At 40.5% G+C, this 26,679-nt stretch carries 18 protein-coding genes; 13 read left to right on the forward strand and 5 right to left on the reverse strand.

What is annotated here, in order from left to right; translation table 11 throughout:
• The first annotated feature begins 320 nt into the window (after positions 1-320).
• The 7 genes from FD725_RS17025 to FD725_RS17055 all read left to right on the forward strand — a co-directional run bounded on the left by FD725_RS17025 (position 321) and on the right by FD725_RS17055 (position 9,560).
• Positions 321-2,570, forward strand: coding sequence for an ATP-binding protein (locus tag FD725_RS17025; protein WP_179049233.1), 2,250 nt, complete (start codon positions 321-323; stop codon positions 2,568-2,570).
• 154 nt (positions 2,571-2,724) lie between these two features.
• A complete protein-coding gene (locus tag FD725_RS17030) occupies positions 2,725-3,180 on the forward strand; it encodes a response regulator (protein WP_179049234.1) in 456 nt (151 codons plus the stop codon).
• Between the two features lie 2 nt (positions 3,181-3,182).
• Positions 3,183-5,876, forward strand: coding sequence for a PAS domain-containing protein (locus tag FD725_RS17035; RefSeq protein ID WP_179049235.1), 2,694 nt, complete (start codon positions 3,183-3,185; stop codon positions 5,874-5,876).
• Between the two features lie 98 nt (positions 5,877-5,974).
• Positions 5,975-6,220: a hypothetical protein gene (locus FD725_RS17040; RefSeq protein ID WP_179049236.1), complete on the forward strand. Its 246-nt coding sequence runs from the start codon at positions 5,975-5,977 to the stop codon at positions 6,218-6,220.
• Between the two features lie 161 nt (positions 6,221-6,381).
• Entirely contained in the window at positions 6,382-8,064 is a 1,683-nt protein-coding gene (locus tag FD725_RS17045; RefSeq protein WP_179049237.1) for a M48 family metallopeptidase, read from the forward strand.
• A gap of 69 nt (positions 8,065-8,133) precedes the next feature.
• Positions 8,134-8,904 carry a COP23 domain-containing protein gene (locus tag FD725_RS17050; protein ID WP_179049238.1) on the forward strand — a complete coding sequence of 257 codons (771 nt, stop codon included), beginning with the start codon at positions 8,134-8,136 and terminating at the stop codon, positions 8,902-8,904.
• A 104-nt stretch (positions 8,905-9,008) separates the two neighbouring features.
• A complete protein-coding gene (locus tag FD725_RS17055; protein ID WP_179049239.1) occupies positions 9,009-9,560 on the forward strand; it encodes a Uma2 family endonuclease in 552 nt (183 codons plus the stop codon).
• Between the two features lie 27 nt (positions 9,561-9,587).
• Here the strand turns inward: FD725_RS17055 and FD725_RS17060 are convergent, their stop codons facing one another.
• A complete protein-coding gene (locus FD725_RS17060; protein WP_179049240.1) occupies positions 9,588-9,920 on the reverse strand; it encodes a XisI protein in 333 nt (110 codons plus the stop codon).
• Between the two features lie 84 nt (positions 9,921-10,004).
• Entirely contained in the window at positions 10,005-10,655 is a 651-nt protein-coding gene (locus tag FD725_RS17065; RefSeq protein WP_179049241.1) for a Uma2 family endonuclease, read from the reverse strand.
• Positions 10,656-11,444: 789 nt separating this feature from the next.
• Here FD725_RS17065 and FD725_RS17070 point away from each other — a divergent pair.
• The 4 genes from FD725_RS17070 to FD725_RS17085 all read left to right on the forward strand — a co-directional run bounded on the left by FD725_RS17070 (position 11,445) and on the right by FD725_RS17085 (position 19,581).
• On the forward strand, positions 11,445-12,773 hold the full coding sequence (locus FD725_RS17070) for a P-loop NTPase fold protein (RefSeq protein ID WP_179049242.1): 1,329 nt from the start codon (positions 11,445-11,447) through the stop codon (positions 12,771-12,773).
• Positions 12,752-17,848: a hypothetical protein gene (locus tag FD725_RS17075; protein WP_179049243.1), complete on the forward strand. Its 5,097-nt coding sequence runs from the start codon at positions 12,752-12,754 to the stop codon at positions 17,846-17,848. Before FD725_RS17070 ends, FD725_RS17075 begins: the two co-directional genes overlap by 22 nt.
• 89 nt (positions 17,849-17,937) lie before the next feature.
• Positions 17,938-18,354 (forward strand): hypothetical protein, encoded by a 417-nt coding sequence (locus FD725_RS17080; protein WP_179049244.1) that lies wholly within the window; start codon positions 17,938-17,940, stop codon positions 18,352-18,354.
• Positions 18,355-18,366: 12 nt separating this feature from the next.
• Entirely contained in the window at positions 18,367-19,581 is a 1,215-nt protein-coding gene (locus FD725_RS17085) for a DUF6575 domain-containing protein (protein WP_179049245.1), read from the forward strand.
• 51 nt (positions 19,582-19,632) lie between these two features.
• On the opposite strand, the gene FD725_RS17090 is transcribed toward FD725_RS17085, so the two are convergent.
• From FD725_RS17090 to FD725_RS17100, 3 genes are all read right to left on the reverse strand, one after another.
• A complete protein-coding gene (locus FD725_RS17090; RefSeq protein WP_179049246.1) occupies positions 19,633-22,131 on the reverse strand; it encodes a CHAT domain-containing protein in 2,499 nt (832 codons plus the stop codon).
• 330 nt (positions 22,132-22,461) lie between these two features.
• The gene (locus FD725_RS17095; RefSeq protein ID WP_179049247.1) at positions 22,462-23,313 is read right to left on the reverse strand and encodes a hypothetical protein; all 852 of its coding nucleotides are present in this window, start codon (positions 23,311-23,313) and stop codon (positions 22,462-22,464) included.
• Positions 23,314-23,591: 278 nt separating this feature from the next.
• Entirely contained in the window at positions 23,592-24,047 is a 456-nt protein-coding gene (locus FD725_RS17100; protein ID WP_179049248.1) for a hypothetical protein, read from the reverse strand.
• A 350-nt stretch (positions 24,048-24,397) separates the two neighbouring features.
• On the opposite strand from FD725_RS17100, the gene FD725_RS17105 reads away from it, so the two are divergent.
• On the forward strand, positions 24,398-25,648 hold the full coding sequence (locus FD725_RS17105; protein ID WP_179049249.1) for a glycoside hydrolase family 10 protein: 1,251 nt from the start codon (positions 24,398-24,400) through the stop codon (positions 25,646-25,648).
• 291 nt (positions 25,649-25,939) lie between these two features.
• Positions 25,940-26,464, forward strand: coding sequence for a hypothetical protein (locus FD725_RS17110; protein WP_179049250.1), 525 nt, complete (start codon positions 25,940-25,942; stop codon positions 26,462-26,464).
• Positions 26,465-26,679 lie beyond the last annotated feature (215 nt).

Genomic DNA, 26,679 nt, shown 5'->3' on the forward strand with positions numbered 1-26,679 from the left:
TGAGATAAGAATAATGACTAATGACCATTGACCATTGACCATTGACTCTTCACTTGCCTTTATAAAAATTAAAGTTTATTTAAATTGTCATAAATAAAGATTTACGCACAAATATGACAGGTTTAAATGAATTTAAACCTACTCATGCTAGTTACCAAGAATCATGAGTGTAGATGTAATTATTCATATCTGCACTCATTGTTATGCTGAGACTGTAAACTATTTGCTGTGAATAATTATCAGAACTTCAATAGAATTATGATAGCGAAAGTATATTTATAGTCAGTCTCTACTTTGGGTGTAATCATGAGGACTGAAAAGTGAACACCAACGACACAACCATCCCCTTTCAAGTTGACCTTAGTAACTGTAATAAAGAGCCAATTCATATTCCTGGCTCTATTCAGCCTCATGGTGTACTGCTAGCATTGCAAGAGGTAGAATTAACCATACTACAAGTTAGTAATAATACCTTTGATTTTTTTGGTATTTATCCCGAACAACTACTGGATCAACATTTAAGTTGTTTACTAGAAATAGAACAAATTAATTTACTACAAGATTGTTTAGCTCATGAAGATTTACCAGTCATTAATCCTATCGAGTTTTGTATCAAAATAGCTGATAATACCTTATATTTTGACGGAATTGTGCATCGCTCTGACGGATGTTTAATTCTAGAGTTAGAGCCTAGCTCATCGGAAAAGAATAATACTTTTTTTAGGTTTTACCATCAAGTAAAGCTAGCTATGTCAAAAATACAAGGTGCAGCTAATGTTATTGGCTTAAGTCAAACTCTAGCTCAAGAAGTACGAAAAATTACTGGTTTTGACAGGGTAATGATTTATCGATTTGATGAAAATTGGCATGGTCAAGTAATTGCTGAAGAAAAACCAGAATATCTCACATCTTATTTAGGGTTACACTATCCGGCTTCTGATATTCCTCAACAAGCCAGACAGCTATATAGCCAAAATTGGTTGAGGCTGATTCCCAACGCACACTATCAACCAGTGGCAATGATTCCTCTCTGTAATCCTTTAAATAATCAGCCTTTAGATTTAAGTAGAGCAGTTTTGCGTAGCGTCTCACCTTTGCACATTGAATATATGCAGAATATGGGTGTGACAGCTTCTATGTCGATTTCTATTATGAAAAATCAAAAATTATGGGGACTAATTGCCTGCCATCATCAAGTTCCAAAATATATTCCCTATGAAATTCGTACGGCTTGTGAATTTTTGGGACAAATGACTTCTGTGGAAATGAGCAATAAAGAAGATAGCGAATATACAGAATCCAAAATTCACTTAAAATCTGTTCAGAGTAAGTTAATAGAGTACATGTCAGGGGAAACTAACTTTATTGATGGTTTAATTAACTATGAACCAAATCTACTTAACTTGGTAAATGCACAGGGAGCAGTAGTTTGTTTTAATAGTAATTATTACCCTGTGGGGCAAACTCCTACGACAGCAGATATTCAGAATTTAGTGGAATGGATTAGTCAAAATCTCCAGGACGAAATTTTCTATACAGAGTCTCTAGCACAAGTTTATCCAGCAGCAGAAAAAATGCGAGATGTGGCTAGTGGTTTGATAGCACTTTCTATTTCTAAAAGTCAGAAAAACTATGTTTTGTGGTTTCGTCCGGAGGTAGTGCGAACTGTAGATTGGGGTGGGAACCCAAATAAACCGGTAGAAGTGACGGCAAACGGGGGAGTTCGCTTATCACCCCGCAAGTCTTTTGAGTTATGGAAAGAAACAGTATTGTTGAAGTCACTTCCCTGGAAATCTTTTGAAGTCAATGCAGCACTGGAGTTAAGAAATGCAATTATTGGTGTAGTATTGCGGAAAGCCGATGAACTAGCTCAACTGAATATTGAATTAGAACGCAGTAATCAAGAATTAGATGCTTTTGCCTACATTGCTTCTCACGATTTAAAAGAACCATTGCGGGGGATTCACAATTATTCCAATTTCTTAATAGAAGACTACGGCACAATTATTGATGAACCAGGTAAGGAAAAATTAGTTACCTTAATTCGTCTAACGCAAAGGATGGAAGATTTAATTGATTCGTTGCTGCATTTTTCTCGATTGGGGCGAGTTGATTTATTCATGCAGCAAACTGATCTTAACGAGATTGTACATCGTATTCTAGATATGTTGAGTGGGCGAATTGAAGAAACAGGAGTAGAAATTAGAATTCCTCGACCATTACCTACAGTGTATTGCGATCGCATCCAAATCGGTGAGGTCTTTAGCAACCTGATAGCCAACGCCATTAAATACAACGATAAACCCCAAAAATGGATTGAAATTGGCTATCTAGAACATCCATCCCCAACAACCACCTTCTACGTCCGAGACAATGGCATTGGTATTCGAGAAAAACACTTTGAAGCAATTTTCCGCATCTTCAAACGCTTGCACGGGCCAAGCAAGTATGGTGGCGGGACAGGTGCAGGACTCACTATTGCTAAAAAAATAGTCGAACGACATGGGGGTAAAATTTGGTTAGAGTCTATCTACGGTGAAGGGAGTACTTTTTATTTCACGTTGGAATAGGCAATGGTCATTAGTCAATGGTCAATAGTCAATGGTCAATAGTCAATGGTCAATAGTCAATAGTCAATAGTCATTAGTCAGTGGTCATTAGCATTTCTTCTTCTCCCCTGCACCCCTGCACCCCTGCACTTATCTCTCTCACTCCCACAAATTCATGATTGGTAATATTGCTCAACCTTTGCTGATAATTGAAGATAGTGACGAAGACTATGAAGCTTTGCGGCGAATTATGCACAAAGAAGTGGTGTTAAACCCGATTTTTCGCTGTCATGATGGTGATGATGCTTTAGATTTTCTCTACCATAAAGGGATTTACAACAATAACCAAGCTGTGCCACGTCCAGCAATTATTTTACTTGATCTCAACTTGCCAGGAACTGATGGTAGAGAAATTCTTGCTCAACTGAAGCAGGATAAGGATCTGAAATATATTCCTGTAATTGTACTCACGACTTCTTGTAATCCCAAGGATATCGAAATATGCTACAGATACTGTGTGGCTAGTTATATTGTCAAACCCATTGATATTAATCGGTTGGTGAAAACTATTCACAGTTTTTTAACTTACTGGTTAGATATCGTGATTCTTCCTGATGCTGTTAGCAAGTAGTCATGGTGCAATCGCTAACTGTTTTAATTATTGATGATTCTCCTGAAGATCGTCAGGTGTATCGCCGCTATCTCCAGCAAGACCTAGAAAATTGCTACAGGATTCTAGAACGAGAATCAGGAGAAGAAGCGTTAGAATTGTGTCGGGAATTTTCACCTGATGTGATTTTATTGGACTTTTTGTTACCAGACCAAGATGGGTTAGAGTTTTTGGCAGAGTTACAAGAGCTGGTGAAGAAAACTATGCCAGCAATAGTTATGTTAACTGGTTATGGGAATGAAGCGATCGCTGTCCAAGCCATGAAAAGTGGTGTCTATGACTACCTCGTCAAAGGACAAACAACGGCAGAACGTTTGCGCTCAACTGTTCACTCAGCCATTCTTCAGTCACAGTTACGCAAAGAACTCAAACGCAGTGAGGAACAACTGCGAGAAAGCCAAAAATTTATCGCTCGTATTGCTGATACAACACCAGGAATTTTGTACGTTTACGATTTAGAGGAGCAACGGAACGTCTATATTAATGGTCAAATAACTAAACTACTTGGCTATTCTCCTCAAAATATACAAACCTGGGGTAAAGAATTCCTAGTCAAATTAATGCACCCTGAAGATTTAGCTCAATTTCCTGATGTCTGCCAGAGGTTTAAATCGGCTGAGGATGGGGACATCATAGAACATGAGTATCGGATGCGCCACGCCAATGGAGAATGGTATTGGTTTTGTAGTCGCAGTTCTATCTTCACCAGAAATAGTGATGGTTCACCACAGCAAATAGTTGGCACAGCTTTTGATATCACTGCACGTAAGCAGATGGAAGAAGAATTACGTGCTAGTAATGAGCGTTTTCGTCTCGCTGCTGCTGCCGTGAATGCACTGATTTATGATTGGAATGTGGAAAAAAATATCGTCACCAGAACTGAGGGACTGACTAAGATTTTAGGCTACTCTCTGGAAGAAACTGTACCAACGCTGCAATGGTGGCAAGAACAGGTTCATCCAGAAGATAGACATTTCTTAGTGCAGCAATTCCAGAATATTCCTGTGAATCAAAATAATTATGCTTTTGAGTATCGAGTACGCCACAAGAATAGTCAATATCTGTATGTCTTAGACCAGGGAGTAATTACCAGAGATCAAAATGGACAGGCGGTGCGGGTAGTTGGTAGTACAACAGATATTAGCGATCGTAAACTAAATGAAGCTGCATTACGTCAAAGTGAAGCTAAATTCCGCCGGATTGTTGAATCTAATATAGTCGGGATATATTTTGGTGACTTTAGCGGGCGAATATATGAAGCCAATGATGCTTTTTTAGAAATTATCGGCCGTTCTCGTCCGGAATTAGAAGCAGGAATTATCCGTTGGGATGTGTTAACACCTCCAGAATACCAAGACTTAGACCAGCAAAAAATCCAAGAGTTACAAACTTCAGGAGTTTGTACTCCTTTTGAAAAAGAGTATGTTCGCAAAGATGGTACTCGTATACCGATTTTATTAGGCATTGCTCAAATTGAAGGACGAGCAGAAGTAGGCTACAGTGTTTGTTTTGTCCTTGATTTAACACAACGTAAACAGGTAGAAGCCGCATTGCGTGAAAGTGAGGAACGTTACCGCTATTTGTCTAATGGTATACCCCAACTCGTTTGGATTAAAAATCGTCATGGTGAATGTGAATATGTCAACCAACAATGGTGTGAATATACTGGACTAACACTTGAGGAGGCATTAGGCTTTGGCTGGCAAAAAATCGTTCATCCAGATGATCTAGAAAAAGTGATGCAAGCATGGACACAAGTCTTTCAGACGGGAGAAATTTACGAACAAGAACTACGCTGTCAAAAACACGATCGCATTTATCGCTGGTATTTAGCAAGAGCTATACCCATTAAAGATGAACAAGGGCAAATACTCCGGTGGTTTGGCACAAGTACCGATATTGATGAGCGCAAACAGTTAGAAGCGGAACGGAACCAACTTTTACAACTGGAAAAAATTGCCCGCGCAGAAGCTGAAGCTGCCAACAAAACCAAAGATGAGTTTGTCGCTATGGTATCTCATGATTTGCGATCGCCACTCAATGCTATTCTTGGTTGGGCGCAACTCCTCCGCAATCGTCAGTTTGATGAAGCCACTTTTAATCGTGCCTTGGAAACCATTGAACGTAATGCACAATCTCAGTCAAAACTTTTAGAAGACTTATTAGATATATCCCGCATTCTCAGAGGTAAGTTACAGTTAGAATCCTTATCAGTTAATCTGTCAGCAATCATCGGTGCAGCAATTGAGACGGCTTATCCATCAGCCAATACTAAAAATATTCATTTAGAATCCATCATAGATGATTCAACTCTATCAATCACTGGTGATGTCAATCGTTTGTTACAAGTTTTAGCAAATCTCCTTTCTAACGCCATTAAGTTCACACCCCCAGGGGGAAAAGTCAAAGTAGAACTGTTACACAAAGACTCACAAGCCCACATCACAGTCACAGACACAGGTATAGGGATTAGTCCAGAGTTTTTACCCCACGTATTTGAACGCTACCGTCAAGCACAACGCACTCATGCTCAAGATGGCATCGGCTTAGGTTTAGCGATCGCTCGTCATCTAGTAGAATTACACGGTGGCACAATTCACGTTACCAGTGCCGGCGCAGATCAAGGATCTACTTTCACAATTATTTTGCCTGTGTAGCAAGCAATTAATCTGTTTTTAAGAACTGGGGGTGTAGGGGAAGAAAAAGCGAGGCAGTAACATAATTAAAGATGAGAAATTATGGAAGCAAACAGACTATGATTACTAAAGAAGAAATTACTATTAAAGTTCCGTCTGAGATAGCAGAGGCATACCGCAATGCCACTGAAGACGAACGGGAACAAATTGAAGCCCGAATTGCAGTGTTACTAAAGTCTTCCATGACAAGCAAGCAGGATGCTATTGACAAGCTCAGACAAACAATGGATGAAATTGGTAGACGAGCCGTCCAAAGAGGTTTAACGCCAGAAATTTTGGAGTCAATCTTGAATCACGACGAATGAAAGACGGTTTGTGTGTGATGTCAATGTCATCATTAGTGCGGTGTTATTACTAATACTGCATTCTTATAGTTACTGTAAAGCAAAAGCGATCGCCCTATGCGGATGAGGCTAGTTACTCATACCCTAAATATAGGAGCCTTTTGTATTAAGTGAATCTCAGCATGAAACGAACCGCGAAGTCTCTGCTGCTAACTTTGAACTGGATACTATTGTCAGTTGGCACATCGCTTGTGATTATTCTCACCCAACCGACAGCACCCGTACCAGCCCAAGAACCACCAGCTGCTGTTAAACCAAGCAACACACCCCAGTCAGAAACCTCAGAGCAAAAGTTGCGGGATGCACTCAAACGCTCATCTCAAACTCAACCACAACCAGAGTCAACACCACCGCCAGAAGCGACAGATCCCAACCAACCCAAAGAACCCCAAAAGCCAGACTCAGAAGAAGATCCACCACCCACACCAGAAGAAGTTGCTCGTCAGCAAAAATTCATCGAAGCAGATAAGCTGTACTTAGCAGGAAACATTGCTGAAGCCGAAAAAATTTACCGGGAAGTCAAAGCACCCTTTGTCAAAACAGGTATATCCTCAGAACGGAAACCAGCTATTTCTGATCCCACACAACTATCACCAGCCGGGAAAGTCTATTGGCGAGAAGCCGAGGCGGGGATAGCTAGCAAGTTGCAAACCAGGACTTTAGTACCTCTGCAATTATTGGTAGAACAATATCCCGAATTTATTCCCGGTCATATTCGTTATGCTGAAGTACTCATACAATATGATCGCACCAAAGAAGCATTAGAAATTTTAGAACGGGGATCTTCTCTGTATCCCAATCAACCAGAATTAATCAAAGCTAAAGTTACAGCCTTGGCTAAAGCCAACAAATGGATGGAAGCATCTTTAGCCGCCAGACAATTTGCCATTCTCAACCCGAAAAATCCCCAAGCGCCAGAGTTTACCCAATTAGCCGAAGACAATCTCAAACGCTACAAGTCTTATATTCGCTCAGAAATTCGCGGTAATGTCATTAGCAACATTATTACAGGTGCGTTGGGGTATGCCGTCACAGGCAGTTTATTAGGGCCATTTTCTGCCCTTGATTCTACCATCTTGCTATTACAAGGTGAAGGATCTGTAGGTGAATCGGTAGCGAAACAAGCCAAGAAACAACTACCTTTGATTGTGGATGAGAATGTTTTAGCCTATGTCAATGAAATTGGACAAAAACTAGTCAATGTTTCAGGACGGAAGGAATTTAAATATGAATTTTTTGTCATTCCTGAAGAGGACTTGAATGCTTTTGCCCTGCCGGGTGGGAAAATATTTCTCAATGCAGGTGCGATCGCTAAAACGAACTCAGAAGCAGAATTAGCTGGATTAATTGGCCACGAATTATCCCATGTTGTGTTATCCCACGGTTTTCAATTAGTTACCCAAGGTAATCTCATCTCTAACGTGACTCAATATCTACCTTTTGGGGGAACTATTGGTCAATTATTTGCCTTCACCTACAGCCGTGATATGGAACGACAAGCCGATATTCTCGGTACACGTTTGATTGTGGCTGGTGGTTATGCGGCTGATGGTTTGCGTAATCTCATGGTGACATTAGAAAAACAACAAAAATATAAGCCTCCCACTTGGTTATCTTCTCACCCAGGCGGTAATGAACGAGTCACCTATCTGGAAAACTTGATTTCTCGCAGTAGTTATAACCGTTACGCCTACGAAGGTGTAGAACGTCATCTAGAGATTAAAGCCAAAGTGAAAAAGCTACTCAAAGATAGAAAAGAACAAGAGAAGAAAGAACAAGCAGAAAAAAAACAACCCACTGAATGAATCAAAAGACAAAATTTTGCGTCAACTGAATTATCAATACCCTAATTTCTGACTATTTGAGGAGCCTTCATGTTGTCTAAAAGTTGGAAAGTTGCTGTTTTTAGCAGTCTGAGTTTAGCTTTTTTCCTGGGTAATTCCGCAGCCTTTGCCCAAATTGATGATAATGTCGTCGTCCCCACTGTACCTTCAGGTTCATCAACTTCCACCAACACACCCTATCCCACCGATAATGGTGTACCCACCTCTGCACCCATTGACGGCATAGCTCGGTTTAGCTGTCAGTATTATAACGGTCAATATACCGTGATGTATCAACCCCAAAGCCAACCTGGGCAATATTTCCCTTGGGCTGCGCCTGCGGCTTTAGGTGGTGGCTGGAATCCCCAATTACGTTGTAATACTATTGCCAGTCGCTTAGAATCCTATCGTCCAGATGGCTTACAAGAACTGCAAACATCTGTTCTCAATAGGGAAAACGTTGTTTGTGTGACAACTGACGCTAACTCTCAGTGTCGCATTGTCTTGACTGTCCCCCGTGGCAAAGACCCCTACACTGTACGTAACAATGTTTTTCAAAACTTAGTTGCGGCTGATAATGGGGATCAAACTGTCGCTGTCAATACTTACAGAGGAAGCGGTGATGATCTTTATAACTTAGGTCGTACCCTTTTAGGTAATGGTAATAATCGCGTCAGTTCATCCAAACGCGGGATTGATCTTAAACCTTACCTCGACCCCAGAGATGGTGGCACAGCCAGAAGCTTAAGAAATGGTGTAGCTATTCGTCGCCAATCTCCCAATCAAGTCCGGACTCGCCTGAATCCTGATAAATTCCGTTAATTTTGGTGGTATTTTAACCGTATGTATATTTGCCATAGGGTGAGCTTTCGCTCACCCTATTTATCATGAGATAAGATCAGTAGAGCCAGAAAAAAGCGATCGCTATGACTCTAACTACAGCCAAATGGACAATAGACGAATATCATCGCATGATTGCGGCAGGTATTTTAGATCATCGACGGGTAGAACTACTGAAAGGGGAAATTATCGAAATGTCGCCAGAGGGAGAACCCCACGCCTATTTTAGTAGTGAAGCCGGAGAGTATTTAATTAAATTAATCGGTGATTTGGCAATGATTCGTCTAGATAAACCCATCACCTTACCAAACAATTCCGAACCTGAACCTGATATTGCTATTGTCCAACGATTAGGGCGTGCATACTTAGCTCATCACCCTTATCCAGAAAATATCTTTTGGCTAATTGAATACGCCAATTCCAGCTTAGAAAAAGACCTAGAGATTAAAAGTAAAATCTACGCTGAAGTCAACATCCCTGAATACTGGGTGGTTAACTTAAAGACAAAACAGCTGATAATATTTCGTGAACCCCAAGATGGAGAATATAGGGTTAAATCTACATTCATAGATGGGACGATTTACCCGATAGCATTTCCAGATGTAGCTGTATCCGTCTGTGCAATCATTAGCAACTGATGCTAACACTCAATTTTTCACAATTAATTATCCCACGGCAAAATCAGTATAGTGACGCATTTTTGGCGGATCAAAACCTAAGACAATATCTTGCTTAGGAACTCCCAGTGCAACTAATTTATTGGCAATACCCACTTCTGTACCATCTTGCTGAACCCAAATTTTGCCATTAATAATATCGAGGTGAAGCACTGTACCGTATATCCGTTTGGAATTGCGCCAACCAACATAGACTAGTTGATAGTGGTCATGTTCCACATCAAAAATTGTTTGGGCTTGAATACGTTCATCCCATACAAGTTTGGCGTGTTCGTTTAGTAATTTTTGGATATATTCTCTATATTCATTGACGGTAGCCATCGTTCGATTACCTCCTCATCAATAAATTGTTAGACTACAAGATAAAATAACACGAGCCAGAGGAAAGCGATCGCTCCTCTAAAACTATTCACTTAACCAATTGCGTAATGTTTGCATAACTGCGTTTTGATTCTTGGCTTGTTTGCCTTGTTCTACTAATACTCTTAAAAATTCTCCTGTCACTTTCGGAAAGGCTAAACTGTATTCACATTCTACATACTGCCCTGCTTGTAACTGCAAAATCACTAAACCTTGGCGATGGTAGCGCCAGATTTCCGGAACTCCCATAATTCTGTAAATACTTAAGCGCGATTTTGATGAGCTGGTAATATCAACTTCAACGACCAAGTCGGGTGGTAAATTGGTAGGTGGTTGGTTATCTTCCAGATTGACATACTCAGCATTTTGAATATAAAAACAAGAATCTGGTTCAACTCCTTGTGCGATTTCCTCTTGCTCAAAGGTTGTCGAACCAAGCGCTAACACATTCATCTCCAATTCTTCTGTTAGGGTAGTGATGATGCGCTCTAAAAGTCGATTGATGAGTTCATGCAGTTTTGATGGCATTTTAATTTCCAGAACTCCATGATGATATGCAAGTCGCGCTGCTCGATGTTCTCCCATATCGGCTAACAACGATTGGTATGTTTGCCAACTGACGTTGTATAAAACAACAAATGGCACTTCGACAGACGAAACATCATCAGATGGGTTTTGAATTGTTTGAGTAACCATAAAACTACACTCAACTAACAATCAATAATCCAGTTACACGTCCATACACTAGACAATTTGCTAAATCTCATCAGGGTTAATTCCCAAATCCCGCAACCTCTGTGCCAGTCGTTCGGCGCGTTCTCTTTCTTGTTCTACTAACTCCTCTGGTGTCGGTAATCTATATATAGCTATAGTTTAAACCTAAATTCATTAAATCCCAGTTTTAGCAAATAATTGTAGGTTGGTGGAGCGCAACCCAATATCAGATTAAAGTGTACCTAAAAGTACCTTTTGATCAAGAAAATATTTCTAATATTTATAAGAGCAAATCGCTCATACCATTTCACGTTAATCATGATACACATAAATTATGTAGAGACGTTGCATTGCAAATTATGTAGAGACGTTGCATTGCAACGTCTCTACTACAGTTTCACATTTAAAGGAAATTGGTATCAGTTATGGGTGAGTTGGATATTGGATAATTTGCTATATTTATATAGTTGTGGCTGACTGTGTAAAAGCTATCATAACTGTGTCTGATCGCCAAATCAGATATTTTAACTGGCGGAAATATTTCTAAATCATTGAGTACTTTGTGCAAGTTGTGCTGTTTGCAAGCACAAAGGACTAAAAGTTCATAGATGACTATAAAATGAGTATTTGGTCTTTATTGACATTAGCACTAATTTGCCATGCAGCATAGCTTGTGGCAGCACTCAAAAAGCTCTATTACAACAGTAGTAATCTTACCAATTACCCATTACCAATTACCCATTACCAATTCCCCTGTAAATTAGATTTGTTATGGCATTAGATTTAGAAAGATTTTATCAAGCTTGTAATCCCAGCCGACCTCTGATGGTGGAAAATGCCACCGATCGCCGTTATTATATCGATTTTGCCTCAGTACGGGGTGGTAAAATTATTGAGGCCCTGCTGCGGACAATTACGAAGATATCGCCAGCATCTCCGACTTGTCAGTTATTTACAGGACATCTTGGTTGTGGCAAATCTACAGAGTTATTACGACTCAAGGCTGAGTTAGAGGAGCAACAATTTCAGGTAGTCTATTTTGAGTCCACCCATGTCTTAGAAATGGCTGATGTGGATGTGACTGATATTTTACTGGCGATCGCTGGTCAAGTGAGCGAAAATTTAGAAGCTCTCAAAATCCGCCTCAAACCCAGTTACTTTACTAAATTGTTTACAGAGGTGGTGGATTTTCTGCAAACTCCTATTGACTTGGGTGTGGAAGCTGAGTTATCTGTAGGCATTGCTAAAATTACTGCCAAGACTAAAGAAAGTCCCCAGTTACGGCGGCGGTTGCGTGATTATCTCGAACCGCGTACACAGAATATTTTGCAGTCGATTAACCAAGAATTGCTCGAACGTGCTAACCAAGAACTCAAAGCTAAAGGTAAAAAGGGGTTAGTGGTAATTGTCGATAATTTAGATCGAGTGGCAATTCGCCCTTTACCATCGGGGCGATCGCTGCCAGAATATTTATTTATAGAACGGGGTGAGCAGTTACGGAAACTCAACTGTCATGTAGTTTATACTATTCCACTGGCCTTGACCTTCTCCAACGATAGCGCCGAATTGCAACATCGCTTGGGTGGTGGTGTCGCACCGAAGGTTTTACCCATGATACCTGTACGTCTGCGCTCTGGGGAAATTTTTGCTCAGGGATTGGCATTGATGCGGCAAATGGTGTTAGCTAGAGCTTTTCCTGACATTGCCACCAGCGATCGGTTAGGCTTAATTACAGAGGTGTTTGATAGTTTAGAAACACTAGATCGATTGTGCTTGATCAGTGGTGGTCATGTACGGGATTTGTTGGGGTTGCTGTTTGACTGTCTGCGAGAACAAGATCCACCCTTTGAAAGGGAGTGTGTCGAGTTGGTGATTCAAAGACAACGGGATTATCGTGCCAATGCCATTGATACTCATGAGTGGGATTTAATCTTTCAAGTAGTAGCACAGCAAAAAGTTAGAGGTGATATTGAATACCATACATTGTTGCGGAGTTTGTTTGTGTTTGAATACCGGGATCATCAAGGTGCTTGGTTTGCTGTCAACCCAGTTTTAGCAGAGACACAGAGATTCAAGTCATGGCTGAAGGATACCCAGTAGCAGATATTCGTGCCGCAAATGAACGTGCTGTACGGAGTTTATGGCGAGCGATCGCTTTATCTAGCGGTCATTTTTCCGTGGTTTTAGTTCAGTGTAATTACAGAGTTTTGCAAGAGCGTATCCTGCGACGACTCGATGAATTAGCGATCGCTATTCCTATCCAGAAGGTCGTCTTACCTCACAATACCAGAAGTCTCTATACAACTATCCATCTGAATTTACTGGCTGATGCAGAACCACCATCAGCTTTGATGATTTTGGGTTTAGAAACCGTCGAGGAAATTGACGACTTATTGAGGTCAATTAATCAAATTCGAGATGAATTTCCCAAACGTCACCCATTTCCGATGATTTTTTGGGTGACAGAAACAGTTTTGCAGAAATTAGTCCGATTAGCGCCCGATTTTGCTAGCTGGGCAGCAACCCCGATTCGGTTGGAAATGACGACCCCAGAGTTGTTACAATTTCTGCATCGAGAAACTGACTCTTTGTTTGCCAAAATATTACCCCAGGATACGACCAGCTCAAAACCGCCAGTTATAGACGACTATCCGACTTTAGAACAAGTCTGGGAACATAGTGATGAACTCCATTGTGCCATTGCCGAGTTGCATGATCGCGGCATCACGTTAGAACCAGAATTAAATGCCAGTTTAAAGTTTGTTTTTGGGTTGGATGATTATGTCAGCGATCGCATTAACTACGCCTTAAGTCATTTTCAACAAAGTTTGCAAGTTTGGCAACACTTGGTAGAAATAGGTGATCCCACAGATGCGGTAGAACAGGACGTTTTTACTTCCCCTACTCCTCCCACGCCTCCATCTTCCCCAATTCTCAGACAGGGAGTGCTGCTATACTACATTGGTCTATGCTACTGTCGCCTAGCCGAGCAAAATCAACTAGATCATCTCCGTCATTGGGATGCAGCGAAATTCTACTTGCAAGAATGTTTGCAGGTATTGCAGGCGGCGGGTAGGCCGGATATTGCGGCTGAGTTTATTGGACAATTAGCCGAAGTTTTAGAACATCTGCAATCCTGGACAGAATTACAAACGATCGCCCAAAAAGCCTTAGAATTGCATCAAACTTATGGTAGTCAAATTCAACTAGCTTGTGACTACGGTTTTTTAGCACAGGTGGCGTTACAGCAGTCACGGTGGGTACAGGCGAGTATTTTAGCGCACGTATCCCTATTGAAATTAGCTGAGTCAGAAAATTACAGTGATAGTAACCCCCATGATTGCTTATTTCCCTTACTGTTAGCGCAGATATATTATTTAATTTTAGCCAAAGCTCAACAAAAGTTAGGTGAGCATTCAGTGGCACGAGAATATTTAGATAAAGCTGCCAAAGAATTAACTACTGCGTTAGAAAATAGCGCCCATCAATATGATGCCCATCGTTATATTCGGCTGTTACGGACATTGCGATCGCTTTATTTTGAAGCTGGCAGATATTTAGAAGCCTATTGTATTCGCCAAAAACGGCGTTCTGTCGAGCAACAGTACGGTTTTCGGGCTTTTATTGGGGCGGGAAGACTGCAACCTCAAAGACAAGCAACTAACCCAGCCTTGATGTCACCATCAGGAAGTAGCAGCGTAGCTTTGGAAATTGCCGCTTCTGGTCGAGAACGTGATATTAATAACTTAATTGGCAGAATTAGCCGGGCTGATCAAAAGTTGATTGTGATTCATGGCCCTTCTGGTGTGGGGAAGAGTTCTACTGTGACGGCGGGTTTAGTGCCAGCATTACAAAATCGAGCGATCGGTGATCAAATTGCTGTGCCTGTAGTATTGCAAGTATACACTGATTGGGTACGAGAATTAGGTAAAGCGCTAAATGAAGCCGTTACGCATATCGCCGGAGATATCAGCATTGCCCCAGAGGTGTTATCTCTACCCGCTACACCCATCACCATTGATGATATCTTCCAACAATTACACCAAAATGCCAATAATCATTTAATTACTGTTTTAATATTTGACCAGTTTGAAGAATTTTTCTTTGGTTATACAGACAGACAACAAAAACAAGAGTTTGATCAATTCTTAAGTCAATGTCTCAATATATCTTTTGTAAAAATTGTGTTTTCCTTAAGAGAAGATTATTTACACCAATTATTAGAATTTAAACACCTGGCTAATTTAGAAGCCATTAATAATAATATTCTCGATAAACATATCCGCTATCAATTAAATAATTTTTCTCCCGAATATGCTAAGGCAATTATTCAGAAATTAACTGAGCGATCGCAATCTAATTTAGAACCAGATTTAATTGATGCTTTAGTTGAGGATTTATCGACAGAATTAGGAGAAGTCCGACCTATTGAATTACAAGTCGTCGGCGCACAACTCCAAGACGAACGCATCAATACCTTATCACAATATCAACAATATCGCCCCAATAAACTCATAGAAAGATATATTAAAGAACTGATTAAAGATTGTGGTGCAGAAAACGAGCGAGCAGCTTTACTCGTCTTATATTTATTAACAGATGAAAGTAACAAACGTCCGTTTAAAACTCGTGCAGAATTGACGAGTGAATTAGCCGAGTTAGAAGATGCCAGTAAATTAGAGTTAGTATTAGATATTTTAGTGCGCTCTGGGTTAGTAGTTTTATTTCCCGATGTTCCCGAACGCTATCAATTGATTCATGATTATTTAGTAGACTTAATTCGCTACCTGCAACAACAAGAATCAAGCTTGCAAGTCCAACTTAACCAACTGCGTCGCCGAGTAGAACAAAGTCAAACGGAAATTGAACGCCTCAAGAGTGAATTGAGACAAAAAAAACAACAGTCTAAATTCACAGATATCTATCCCCAACAGGGATTAGATTTAGTCACAGAATTACGCGAGTTACGCAAGCGAGAAGAACTCAGTCAACTAGAAATTGAACAATTACGCGCTGAAGTCAAAGAGAAAGAATTAACTGCTCAATTAGCAGAAAGTCAAGAACAACAAAGAGTCAGTGAAGCCAAATTAAATCGTTCCCTAAAAATTGCTCTAACTGCTTCTATTTTAGCCATTTTGGGTTTGAGCGTTTCCATTGTCACAGCTGTCGATAGTGAAATTAAAACCTTGAGTGTTTCCAGTGAAGCTTTGTTTGCATCCCAAAAAGGTCTTGATGCTCTCAAAGAAGGTATCAAAGCCGGGAGGAAACTGCAACGGGCAATTTGGGTAGATGACAATACTAGAGAACAAGTAAAAACTGCCTTGTATCAAGCAATTGTTGGCGCTAGGGAATATAATCGCTTGGAAGGTCATACTTCTGGAGTTAACAGTACTGCATTTAGCCCTGATGGGGCATTAATTGCCTCCGCTAGTGCCGATAACACGATTAAACTCTGGCGTTTTGATGGCAGTTTTGTGGCTAATTTAGCCCAACATACTGATGTAGTCAATAGTGTGAGCTTCAGTTTGGATGGACAACTGATTGTTTCTACTAGTCAAGACCAGACAGTCAAATTGTGGAATCGCCAGGGTCAATTGCAGAGAACTTTAACAGGACATACTGATGTCGTCAATAGTGCCAGTTTCAGCCGCGATGGCCAGACTATTGCTTCCGCCAGTAGTGACAAGACAGTGAAACTGTGGGGACGAGATGGAACACTGCGGAGAACTTTAACTGGACATACTGATGCAGTCTTGGGTGTGGCTTGGTCACCTGATGGGAAAATTCTCGCTTCTGTCGGTGCTGACAAAAGCATTAAACTTTGGAGTCTGAGGGGTGAATTACTCGCTAGTTGGCAAGGTCATGATGATGCCATTTTAGGTGTAGCTTGGTCGCCTAACTCTCAAACCATCGCTACCGCTAGCTTTGATAAGACTATCAAACTCTGGAATCTCCAAGGCAATTTGTTAAAAACCTTATCGGGACATACGGCGGGGGTAACTAGTGTGAGTTTCAGTCCCAATGGTCAAACTCTTGCTTCCAGCAGTCTGGATGAGACACTGAAATTATGGAATCCAGACGGTTTGTCCTTGGGAACCTTAAGAGGACATAATAATTGGGTCAATAGCATCAGTTTCAGCCCTGATGGTCGGACTCTGGCCTCAGCTAGCCGGGATAAGACAGTTATTCTCTGGCGTTGGGACGATGTGTTGCGGCGTAACCCCAAAGCTGATGGTGATGACTGGGTGACGAGTATTAGCTTTAGTCCTGATGGTCAGACTTTAGCGGCAGCGAGTCGGGATAAAACAGTTAAAATCATAGCACGGAATGGTAAATTATTAAAGACTTTCTCAGGACATGATGGACAAGTGTGGGGTGTGGCTTGGTCGCCAGATGGTCAAGCGATCGCCTCCGCTAGTAAAGATAAAACGGTAAAATTATGGAGTCGGGACGGTCAACTACTCCACACCCTCCAAGGTCACGATGATGAGGTTTTAGCTGTAGCTTGGTCACCAGATAGCCGTGTTATCGCTTCAGCCAGTAAAGATAAAACAGTAAAATTATGGAGTCGAGACGGTCAATTACTCCACACCTTACAAGGTCATACTGATACAGTCAATTGGGTCAGCTTTAGCCACGATGGTGAATTATTAGCCTCTGCCAGCGACGATGCGACAGTCAAACTGTGGGATCGGCAAGGTCAAATACTTAACACCCTCAAAGACCATAGCCGCCGAGTTAATGGGGTAGCTTGGTCGCCAGATAGTCAAGTTTTAGCATCAGTCAGCATTGATAGTACAGTGAAATTGTGGAATCGGGATGGGAATTTGTTAAGAAATCTGACAGGAAATGGAGACAGTTTTATTAGCGTCAGCTTTAGTCCTGATAGTCAAACCCTAGCCGCCAGTAGCGATGATAAAGTCAGGCTGTGGAATCGTAAAGGTACGCTCTTGATGGTCTTAAAAGGTGATAAAGATGAGTTAACCAGCGTCAATTTCAGTCCCGATGGTAAAACATTGGCAGCAGGTAGTGGTAACGGTAAGGTAATTTTTCGCAATTTAGCCGATTTAAAACTCGAAAATTTACTAGCACGAGGTTGTAACGTGCTACGAGATTATCTCAAAACTAACCCCAAAGTGACAAATAGCGATCGCGCTTTGTGTCCAGGGAAATAGTAGGTAAAATTTTACAAATTTTGCTTGTTAACTGTAGTAAATTAATACTATTCAGTTAGCAAATTATTGACAGTTCATAAACAATATTAATGGTATATTCAAAAGATTTCCCAGAAAATTGCCCTCCACCAGAATCAATTGCCGCACTAGGGGAATTTTATAGACTTCTGAAAAAGACACATGAAAAACCCAGACCAGAAGACTTTCTGTCATGGAGGCAAGAATATCCAAACAAGGAATGTCCAACAAGTTTATCCGAATGCCAAGCCTGTGGGTTATCAATTCATTCATCTTTGAGTGATGTGAGAAATCTATCTCTGAGAATTCCGCGATTCAAAAACACAAAAATTGCTCAGGGTAAGTTGAGTGAAGACATGGGTAATTTAAAACATACTCCATCAAAAAACGAAAAATCTCATCATACTTGGTGGATAACAGAAAACAGCAAGCCTTGGGAGAAATTTAATGTAATCGACTTATCCGGACAAGAGACTAATAAAACCTAAAAGCTTATAAATATGAGTTTTTTGCCTAAAAAGACAATACTAGGACAGCTTGAAATCATAGAAGTTTATGACTTTTATGACAAGCCAGTATTGTTTTCTTGCAAAAATAAATCTGGATTAATTTTTATTGTTGTCTGTGTAGATAGTTCCGACTTCGCCGAAATATGGTTGTACGCGCCTGTATCTTCATCCAGATTCCAGGATATAAACTATGGGGCTGTCGAACTGAGAGATATATTTACTAATACTGAAGATGCTTTTGTTTACTTAGTAGAAATACCTTATGAAGATGGGTTAAATGCTATCGTCAAACCCATTGATTGTCAGGAAATACAAGAAGATTACCTACCATCTCTGGGTCAAATAATTGAATTAGAAAATAACTCTAACAACGAAATCGAGTTAATTGCTAAATATAAGAAAAGAGAAATTATAGATTTAATTTTACAGTTTCCAGATGAAGAAACTAAAGAAGCTCCTGTGGGAGAATTAGGTTTAATTTTATATTCACTACAAGAAATCCTGGATGCCATAGGACAAATAAAATTAGGTAAATCAGCAAGTCATATAATACAACCAGAGGTTAAAGAACAAACTCAAATAGTTATATCTGGAGTTTTTAGCGGATCTTTTGGGATGCGTTTAGAAGGAACTGTGTATACAGAAGATACTTTGGGATTAGATGAGTCTTTTTTAGGGCAATGCTTAAAAGAATTTATACAACTAATAAATCTTGGAGCAACCCAAGATGAATTACAGGCGAAATTAAATATACTAAACCAAAAAACTGCACGTAAGTACACTGAATTTTTAAAAGCTTTAACTAGAATTGGTATAAGCAAATTACATATAGATTGGGCTTCTCCTGAACACCCAAAGAAAACAGGAGAAATAGAATTGGAAACTGTACGCAAGGCTCTTGATATCATCGGTAAGACAAAAATAAAAGCAGAAGCAGAAATTCGGGTGAATGTAAAATTGGTGCAAATTAATTACAAAAATAGAAAAACGACTTTACAAGAAGTTGGTTCTAGGAAAACATACAAATGTCTCATAGCAGATTCGGCTATTAATGATGTCGAAACAATTTGCAAAGCGTCAGTCTATGAAGCGACTATTCAAGACTATGTAATATTATCTGCTGTGGTTGGTAAGGAAAAGCATGGTTATGAGTTGTTGGGACTAAAGTTATCAACAAGCCCAGAGTTTACGGAGGTGAAGTCTTAATTCACTTGTAATTACAAATTACCAAATCCATAAACTTGAATTATTACCCCATCACAACCAATTACCAATTAACACATAAGCAGACCAATAACTCGGCGCTTTGTAGTTTGGATGTTTGAGTAATTTCATCTGAGCGCGGCGGAGGGCTTCGGCTTTGGTGATGTCACTACTTTTGAGTCCGCGATAGAATTCCCCGATGAATAAGGCTGTTGATTGATCATCAATTTGCCATAAGGATGCTATTGTACTACGCGCCCCGGCGCGGACAGCGACTCCAGCTAAACCCAGGGTGGCGCGATTATCTCCAACTGCTGTTTGACAAGCACTTAAAACTAATAATTCGATCGCTCCTGGTTGGATGCGTTCTCGACTACGCAGGAGGGTGTCGAATTGGGTAACGTTGATGGGGCCATCAGAGGCTAAAATAAAGGTATTTTCCGCACGAGAACTAAATTGACCATGAGTTGCCAGATGGACAACGTTAAAGGAAACTGTATTAACTTCTTTTTCTAGGGCTTGACGAGTGAATTTCTGGTCTAGCAAGCTGGTGGTGGAGACTCCCGCGCTGGCAATTAGATCCACTTCTGACTTGATTGCAGGTAGGGGGGCAAAGTCGGGAAAATTGGGTGGAGGCTGGGTTAGTCCGGCAGTTAAGGCTCTGAGTTGCCTGCGTTCTAAGGGTTTGGGATCGAGGAGTTGCAAACCAACGCTCAGAGCGATCGCATATTTTTCGACTAAATATTCTTTACCATCATAGAGAGTGGCTAGTGGTAAATTCCGAAAAGCGCCATCTGGCACAAATACCAGAGTCTTGACTCCACTGGTGGCTAGTTGTGGAGCGATGGGTTTGATTAGCCAATTGTAAACCTGTTGGGCTTGTGCTTTAATCGCTTTGGTGGCAGTGGGATTTACTAGATTTTTGCGTAATCCACTGAGAACTTTGTTTACTTCTGTTTCACTGATGTCGGTGCTGTAATGTTGGAGGGGCTTGTTAGGAATTTTGACGATGACTTGAATTTGTTGCGGTAGGATAATCGGGTAAAAAATTGCGGCAGTTGGGTTATCTTGATCTACCACTTTATCAAGTTGCACAGTCTGGCCTTGCAGACAAGCTTCCCTAAAAAAGTTATCTAACTCTGCCAGTTGTAAAGCTTCAATCCGTTGACGGGCTTTATCTAGTGTTTTTTCATCTACTTTTTCGGGACGAGACTGCAACAATAACTCTACTGATTGACGATAGATAGGTTCTACACTATCCCGAAAGTTAAATTGCACATCTTGGTTGACGGCTACTAAGTCACTACGCAACGATTTGAGGGTGGCTACCGCCGCATCATAAGCGGTAATTGCTTCCGGGATATTTTTTTGCGCCCATAACAGTCTACCCAATTGCCACTCTAAACGATAGATAATATCTGGGGCATTGCTACCCTGAGCCATGATTAATGCTTGTTGGGTGACGGTTTTGGCTTCTGCCCATTGCTGGTTTTGTTCGTACAAACCACCTAAACTCAAAAGTGCGTAGGCTTCAGCCCTGGTATCACCCAAGTTCCGCGCTTGTTTAACTGTATTGGCTAGTAATAAGGCTAGGTTGTGAGTTGTCAGTGGGGGCAGGGTTTTTCCTATTGCTATTGGTTCTACACCCATTTTCATGAGACTTTGGGCAAAGTTAATTTGAGCGTAGATGCTGGCGCGACTGGGGGAGAGTTGGTTGATTTGGGTTTGAATTGAGGGTACTAAAGCTTGAGCTTGTGTGTGTTGCTGATTTTCTAGCAGCAAGCTGAGGTGATTGATTTGGGCTTGAATTTTTGTCAGGGGTGGGGCTGATGTGGTGATGATTTGTTGATAATAAGCGATCGCTTCTGGCATTTGCAGTTTGGTTCTGGCATGATTGCCCAAGCTGAATAAACTGGCAGCAATTTCTGTTGGCGATCGCAAGCGCTGGGCAACTGCTAAACTTTGCTCTAAGGCTGTGCGCGACTCGGTTAAATCTCCGACTACCATTAAGGCATCACCAAGCGATCGCAATCCTACGGCTTTTTCTAAAGAATCTGGTTGTGATTGTAACTTCTGCCCGACTTCTAATAAGATTTTGACAGCCCGACGATAAAAGCCTTGGGTACGCCATGCCTGGGCTTGATTGATTTGCGATCGGATTTCGCTATGATGGTTTTTGCTTTGTCGATAAATTTCTGCTGCTTGTTGCCAAGTCGCTAAAGCTACCTCTGGTTTACCCATTGCTAGTTGTAAACGGCCTTGAATATCTAGAGATTGGGCAAATACTTGCTGATTTTTGCCTCTGAGTAAATCCAAGCTCTCAGTAATTACCTGTTGGGCTTGTTGCCAGTCCCCTAGTTGTTGGTAGGCTAAAGACAAATTACTTAAAGTTGCTGCCAGTCTAAGATCATCACCCTGTTGTCTGTAGGCTTGAGATGCTTGCTGTAATACCTGCACTGCTTCGGCAAAACGCCCAGCATCATATAAGGTTTTACCCTGTTCTATCAAAGTGACAGCTGCATGGCTGGAGGGATTAATCGTGGGAGGAATCATTGCTAGCACCGGTGAACTGATAGTGCAGAGCAAAGATATGAGAAAGCACAAAAACCATCGCCACTGAATTTTGAGGTTCACTACACCCTACACCCTAAGATTACTTTTTCCACCACAAAGACACTAAGAGGACGTTGGAAAAGTCTGTTTCTTTGTCATGTTGAATGCAGCGTAGCGGAATGAAACATCTCGGTATGTGCCACAAAACCTAGATTCTTCCTTACGCTCCGCTCCAGTCAGAATGACATTTTTATACCTACTGAAAATTTTCCAACACCTTCTAAGACACAGAGAAGTTTATCACCAAAAATTGAGGATGTGAAAGTTAGCTTATGAATTATTTGGACTGGCTAGATTTTTCCAAGCTTTAATGACTGCTTGTATATTCTGAGGTAAACTCTCTTGGGAAATATCGTTGTATTCCACCGTACCTTGGCGACTAGTGAGAGTGTAAGTAATAAAATCGGCTGCTCCTTGGGGGGCTGGATAGCGGAGATTATTAAAACCACTTCTAGCACGTTGTAGCAATTGTTGAAACTGCCTTAGTTGTTGGCGAGTTAGACGACGCACACTCCGTTCAGAGTCATTCGCATCACCAATGCGCACGCGAATCAATTGCCCATCATTGAGTAACACTGTTTGGTAAGTTCTCCCAGCAAAGCCACCACTAGAAATTTCTCGGAAAATGACATTTCTATCTAAGGGTGGCGGTAACTCGCTAGTGGGAATAGGTATTGGTTGAACAGTGCTTGTGTGACTTTGATTGAGTCTGACAACGGAACCTGTTTGATTGGTATGATAAATCCAGTTTTGTTTACCACGAGAAACCACAACTCGCCAACCCGGAACTAAAGCTTGGGTGCAGATTTCATCTGGTTGGGCTAGTTCTAAACAACCATTTCGCCAAGTTTGTTGACGATAACTAGTAATATTTAATTCTCTGAGGGGAATTCCTTGTCGCTGTGATAAGTCTTTGAGGACAGCATCAGCTACTTGACGTGGTAAGCGGTTGACTTTTGTATTTTTTGGGGAAAGTTCATTTGGTGTTGCGGCTAGAATATCTCTGGGTAGAGCAGTTGCACTCTTGATGACTGTAAATCCACTACTTACAGATAAAATCCCAGTTAAAATTAAAGCAGTAAAAATTCGGGCTTGTTTGGTGTTAGGATGATTTCTTAACATAATTCCTCAGATAAAGTGCTGACATCAACAATCAAGGTGAGTTTAGCAAAGATCAAAACTGAGGTTTAAGTATGAACACTTGCTAGTCTATCTTTGCAGTATATGTGAAGTTAGACACTCTTGTCTTCATGATTTGTTCCTCAGTATTTCTGTAGAAACAGCAATTAGAGCGCTAGCGGAGCTTACCGTAGGTATTGCCTACCTCCCTGCATACCTGCATTTTTCACAAACTACTAGGGGCGGGTTCATGAGATATTCGTGAATAAGTGTTGGCAAATCTATTCAAATCTAATAGTATTAGCCGTCCAGTTTTTCAAATCAGGTGCTAACCAAACTAGTTTATGGATAATTTCATCATTGACCCACAACACTAAGGGAAAATGAAAGTCTTTGCGAAACTCATCTCGCATGATATTTGCACTCAGAATGAGTTGGTTTATTGCTTCGACAGATTCTAAACCCTTGACTATTAGAGCTTCCGGTTGAGCAGTGCCAATGGCAGTTTTAATGGTTGTGTAAAGTGTCTCATCTGTTGGTAACAGCGTCACCTCTTGGATCTTGGTTAAGCAAGATTTATGTAATAGATTCAGTATTTGCTGTTGTCTTTTAACAGAGTTGCAACAGGCTAAAATCAAGGAAAAATCTCCACCAGCAAGCATCATTGCTCTTGCTAATCTTTGAGCCGCTACTGTACTATCTGTCAGTACATCTGGTGAATTACTTAAACTTTTCATGATTAGCCTGATGTTTACTTGTTCAAGTGGTATGCTTTGCCAGTACTTTTACTGAGGAACGTTAGTTTTATTTTCAGTGTTTTTTAGCAATTGGATGATTAATTTTTATTCCTAACATTTAGCATAATCCTAAATATGGAAAAATAGCTGAATATGAAGTATAGATTTTACATTTGTCAATTAAGTATAAAGATAGTGTAGTCAGCAAAGCAAAGAAATGTCATCAAAATAGTCTGCTAGTTAGAGATAAATTTATATTGTTTTATGCCAGCTTGTAGTTAAAAATGCAACTTCTAGTCAGCCATAGCAGTCATGGTTCATGTTTTCTGGTGTAATTTCTGTAAAGATGTATGAAAACATTTGTAGAGTGGTGTGAGGATTTTTTGTTACGGAAAGTTTATCAAATTCAAAAGCAGACATGGTTTGCAATCATCATGATTTTCAGCTTGGTAACTACAGTGATGCTATCGTTACCTGTGAATGCTCAAATCACACCTAGTTCATCACTGACATCTGAGTTAAGAGGAGTGTGGTTAACTAATATTGATAGTGATGTACTATTTGAGAGCGATCGCCTAAAAAAATCCCTACAACGCCTTGATGAACTTAACTTCAACACAGTGTATCCGGCGGTATGGAACTGGGGATATACACTTTATCCTAGCAAAGTGGCAGCAAAGGTAATTGGCAAATCCCTCGATCCCACTCCAGGATTACAAGGGCGAGATATGCTCAAGGAAATCGTCGATCAGGGACATAAACGGGGGTTAACCGTCATTCCTTGGTTTGAATTTGGGTTTATGGCTCCGGCTGATTCGCTGCTAGCTAAAAATCGTCCCCAATGGCTGACTAATCGCAGTGACGGTACTCGCATCGTCAAAGAAGGCACACATAACCGAGTTTGGTTAAATCCTTTTCGTCCTGATGTGCAACAATTTATCCAAGATTTAATCATAGAAATCGTCAGCAACTACGATATTGACGGGATTCAATTCGATGATCATTTCGGCTTACCCTCAGAACTGGGCTATGATGCCTACACAGTGGCTTTATATAAGCGAGAACACGGAGGAAAAGCCCCAGCCAAAAATCCTAAAGATACTGAGTGGGTGCGTTGGCGAGCCAGTAAAATCACCAACTTCATGCAAAGAGTTTTTAAAGCCATCAAAGCTGTTAAAAAAGATTGCTTAGTTTCCGTGGCTCCTAATCCCCAACGCTTCTCCTACGATTACTTTTTAGCAGACTGGCAAAAATGGGAACGCATGGGACTAATTGAAGAATTGGTATTGCAGATTTATCGAGATGATTTGAATGTGTTTGTCAAAGAATTAGAATATCCAGAAGTCAAAGCAGCTAAACAACATATTCCTGTGAGTGTGGGGATTTTAGCTGGGTTGAAAAATCGCTCTGTACCCATGCAACAGCTAAAAACTCAAGTGCAGAAAGTACGCGATCGCAATTTTGCTGGAGTCTCTTTCTTTTTCTACGAAACTCTCTGGAATTTGAGTCAAGAAACACCATCACAACGACAGAATGGCTTTGAGCAAATTTTCTCTCAACCAGCAAAATATCCCAATATTATCACAGGCTGGAAACCTTAAATCAATCAATGCTATATCTGCTTTGATTACTCAACTGATTTGCGTAGATCAGGTAATAGGTAATAGGTAATGTAGCGTTTCTCAGTTAAGTGAGGTACATATTTTTAGTCAACAGAGGCTACCCGCATTTCTCACAAGCGGTAGGGGCGGGTTAAGTGAGATATTGGTGAATAATGTCAGCATATCTGTTAACCCGCCCCTACTACGATCTCTGGACTAGAGGAAATTGATTTAATAAATCTATTTTATTTTTGGATACAATATAAGTAATAAGTCTTAACTTCAATAATTATGAGCGTTGTTGCCGCGAAAAAATATCCTGATAAATTAGAGTTTGCAGCTGATAGTATTCGTGTGAATGGTTACTTAACTGAAAATTCTCGTGTAACTGGAGATGAACAGGGTAAGTTATTTGAAGTTAATGACATGATTATTGGTAGCGTGGGTCATGTGATGGAATTAAGTTTTATGCAAATCTTTGCCAGAAATCATAAGCCATCAGCCGCAACAATAGAGTCAGTTTTAGATTTTATTGTCGAATTTTATGCTTGGGCTAAAAAAAAGGATGATACTTTTGGGCGTAAGAATAGCTATTTAATTGGTATGGGAAGCGAAATCTTTAGAGTTAGCAATAGCTACTTAGTTGAGAAAATTAATGAATTCAGTGCTATTGGAGCAGGACAGCACTTTGCTTTAACAGCTATGTATTTAGATAAGAGTCCTCAAGCGGCTGTAGAGATTGCCAATGAACTATGTATTTATTGTTCTGGGCCAGTAAACGTAATTACGAAAAATTTAAACACAGTTCACATTTAACAAATAATTTTCATAATCTCTGGGGACTTTCAATGCTTTGATCATAAGTAGGTCAACTATATAATTTCCTCTAAAAGCTCAAAGCGATCGCCTGTCTTAGTTGAGGCGATCGCTCTTTATTTCTACACCCCAAATCAGCTCACTGAGCAATAAATCTTGGTATACTAACCTAGCGGATATTCAATGATAAAAATAAAGAAAAAATTAAATTTTTA

This window comes from Nostoc sp. TCL26-01 (assembly GCF_013393945.1).
Taxonomy (GTDB): Bacteria; Cyanobacteriota; Cyanobacteriia; order Cyanobacteriales; family Nostocaceae; genus Trichormus.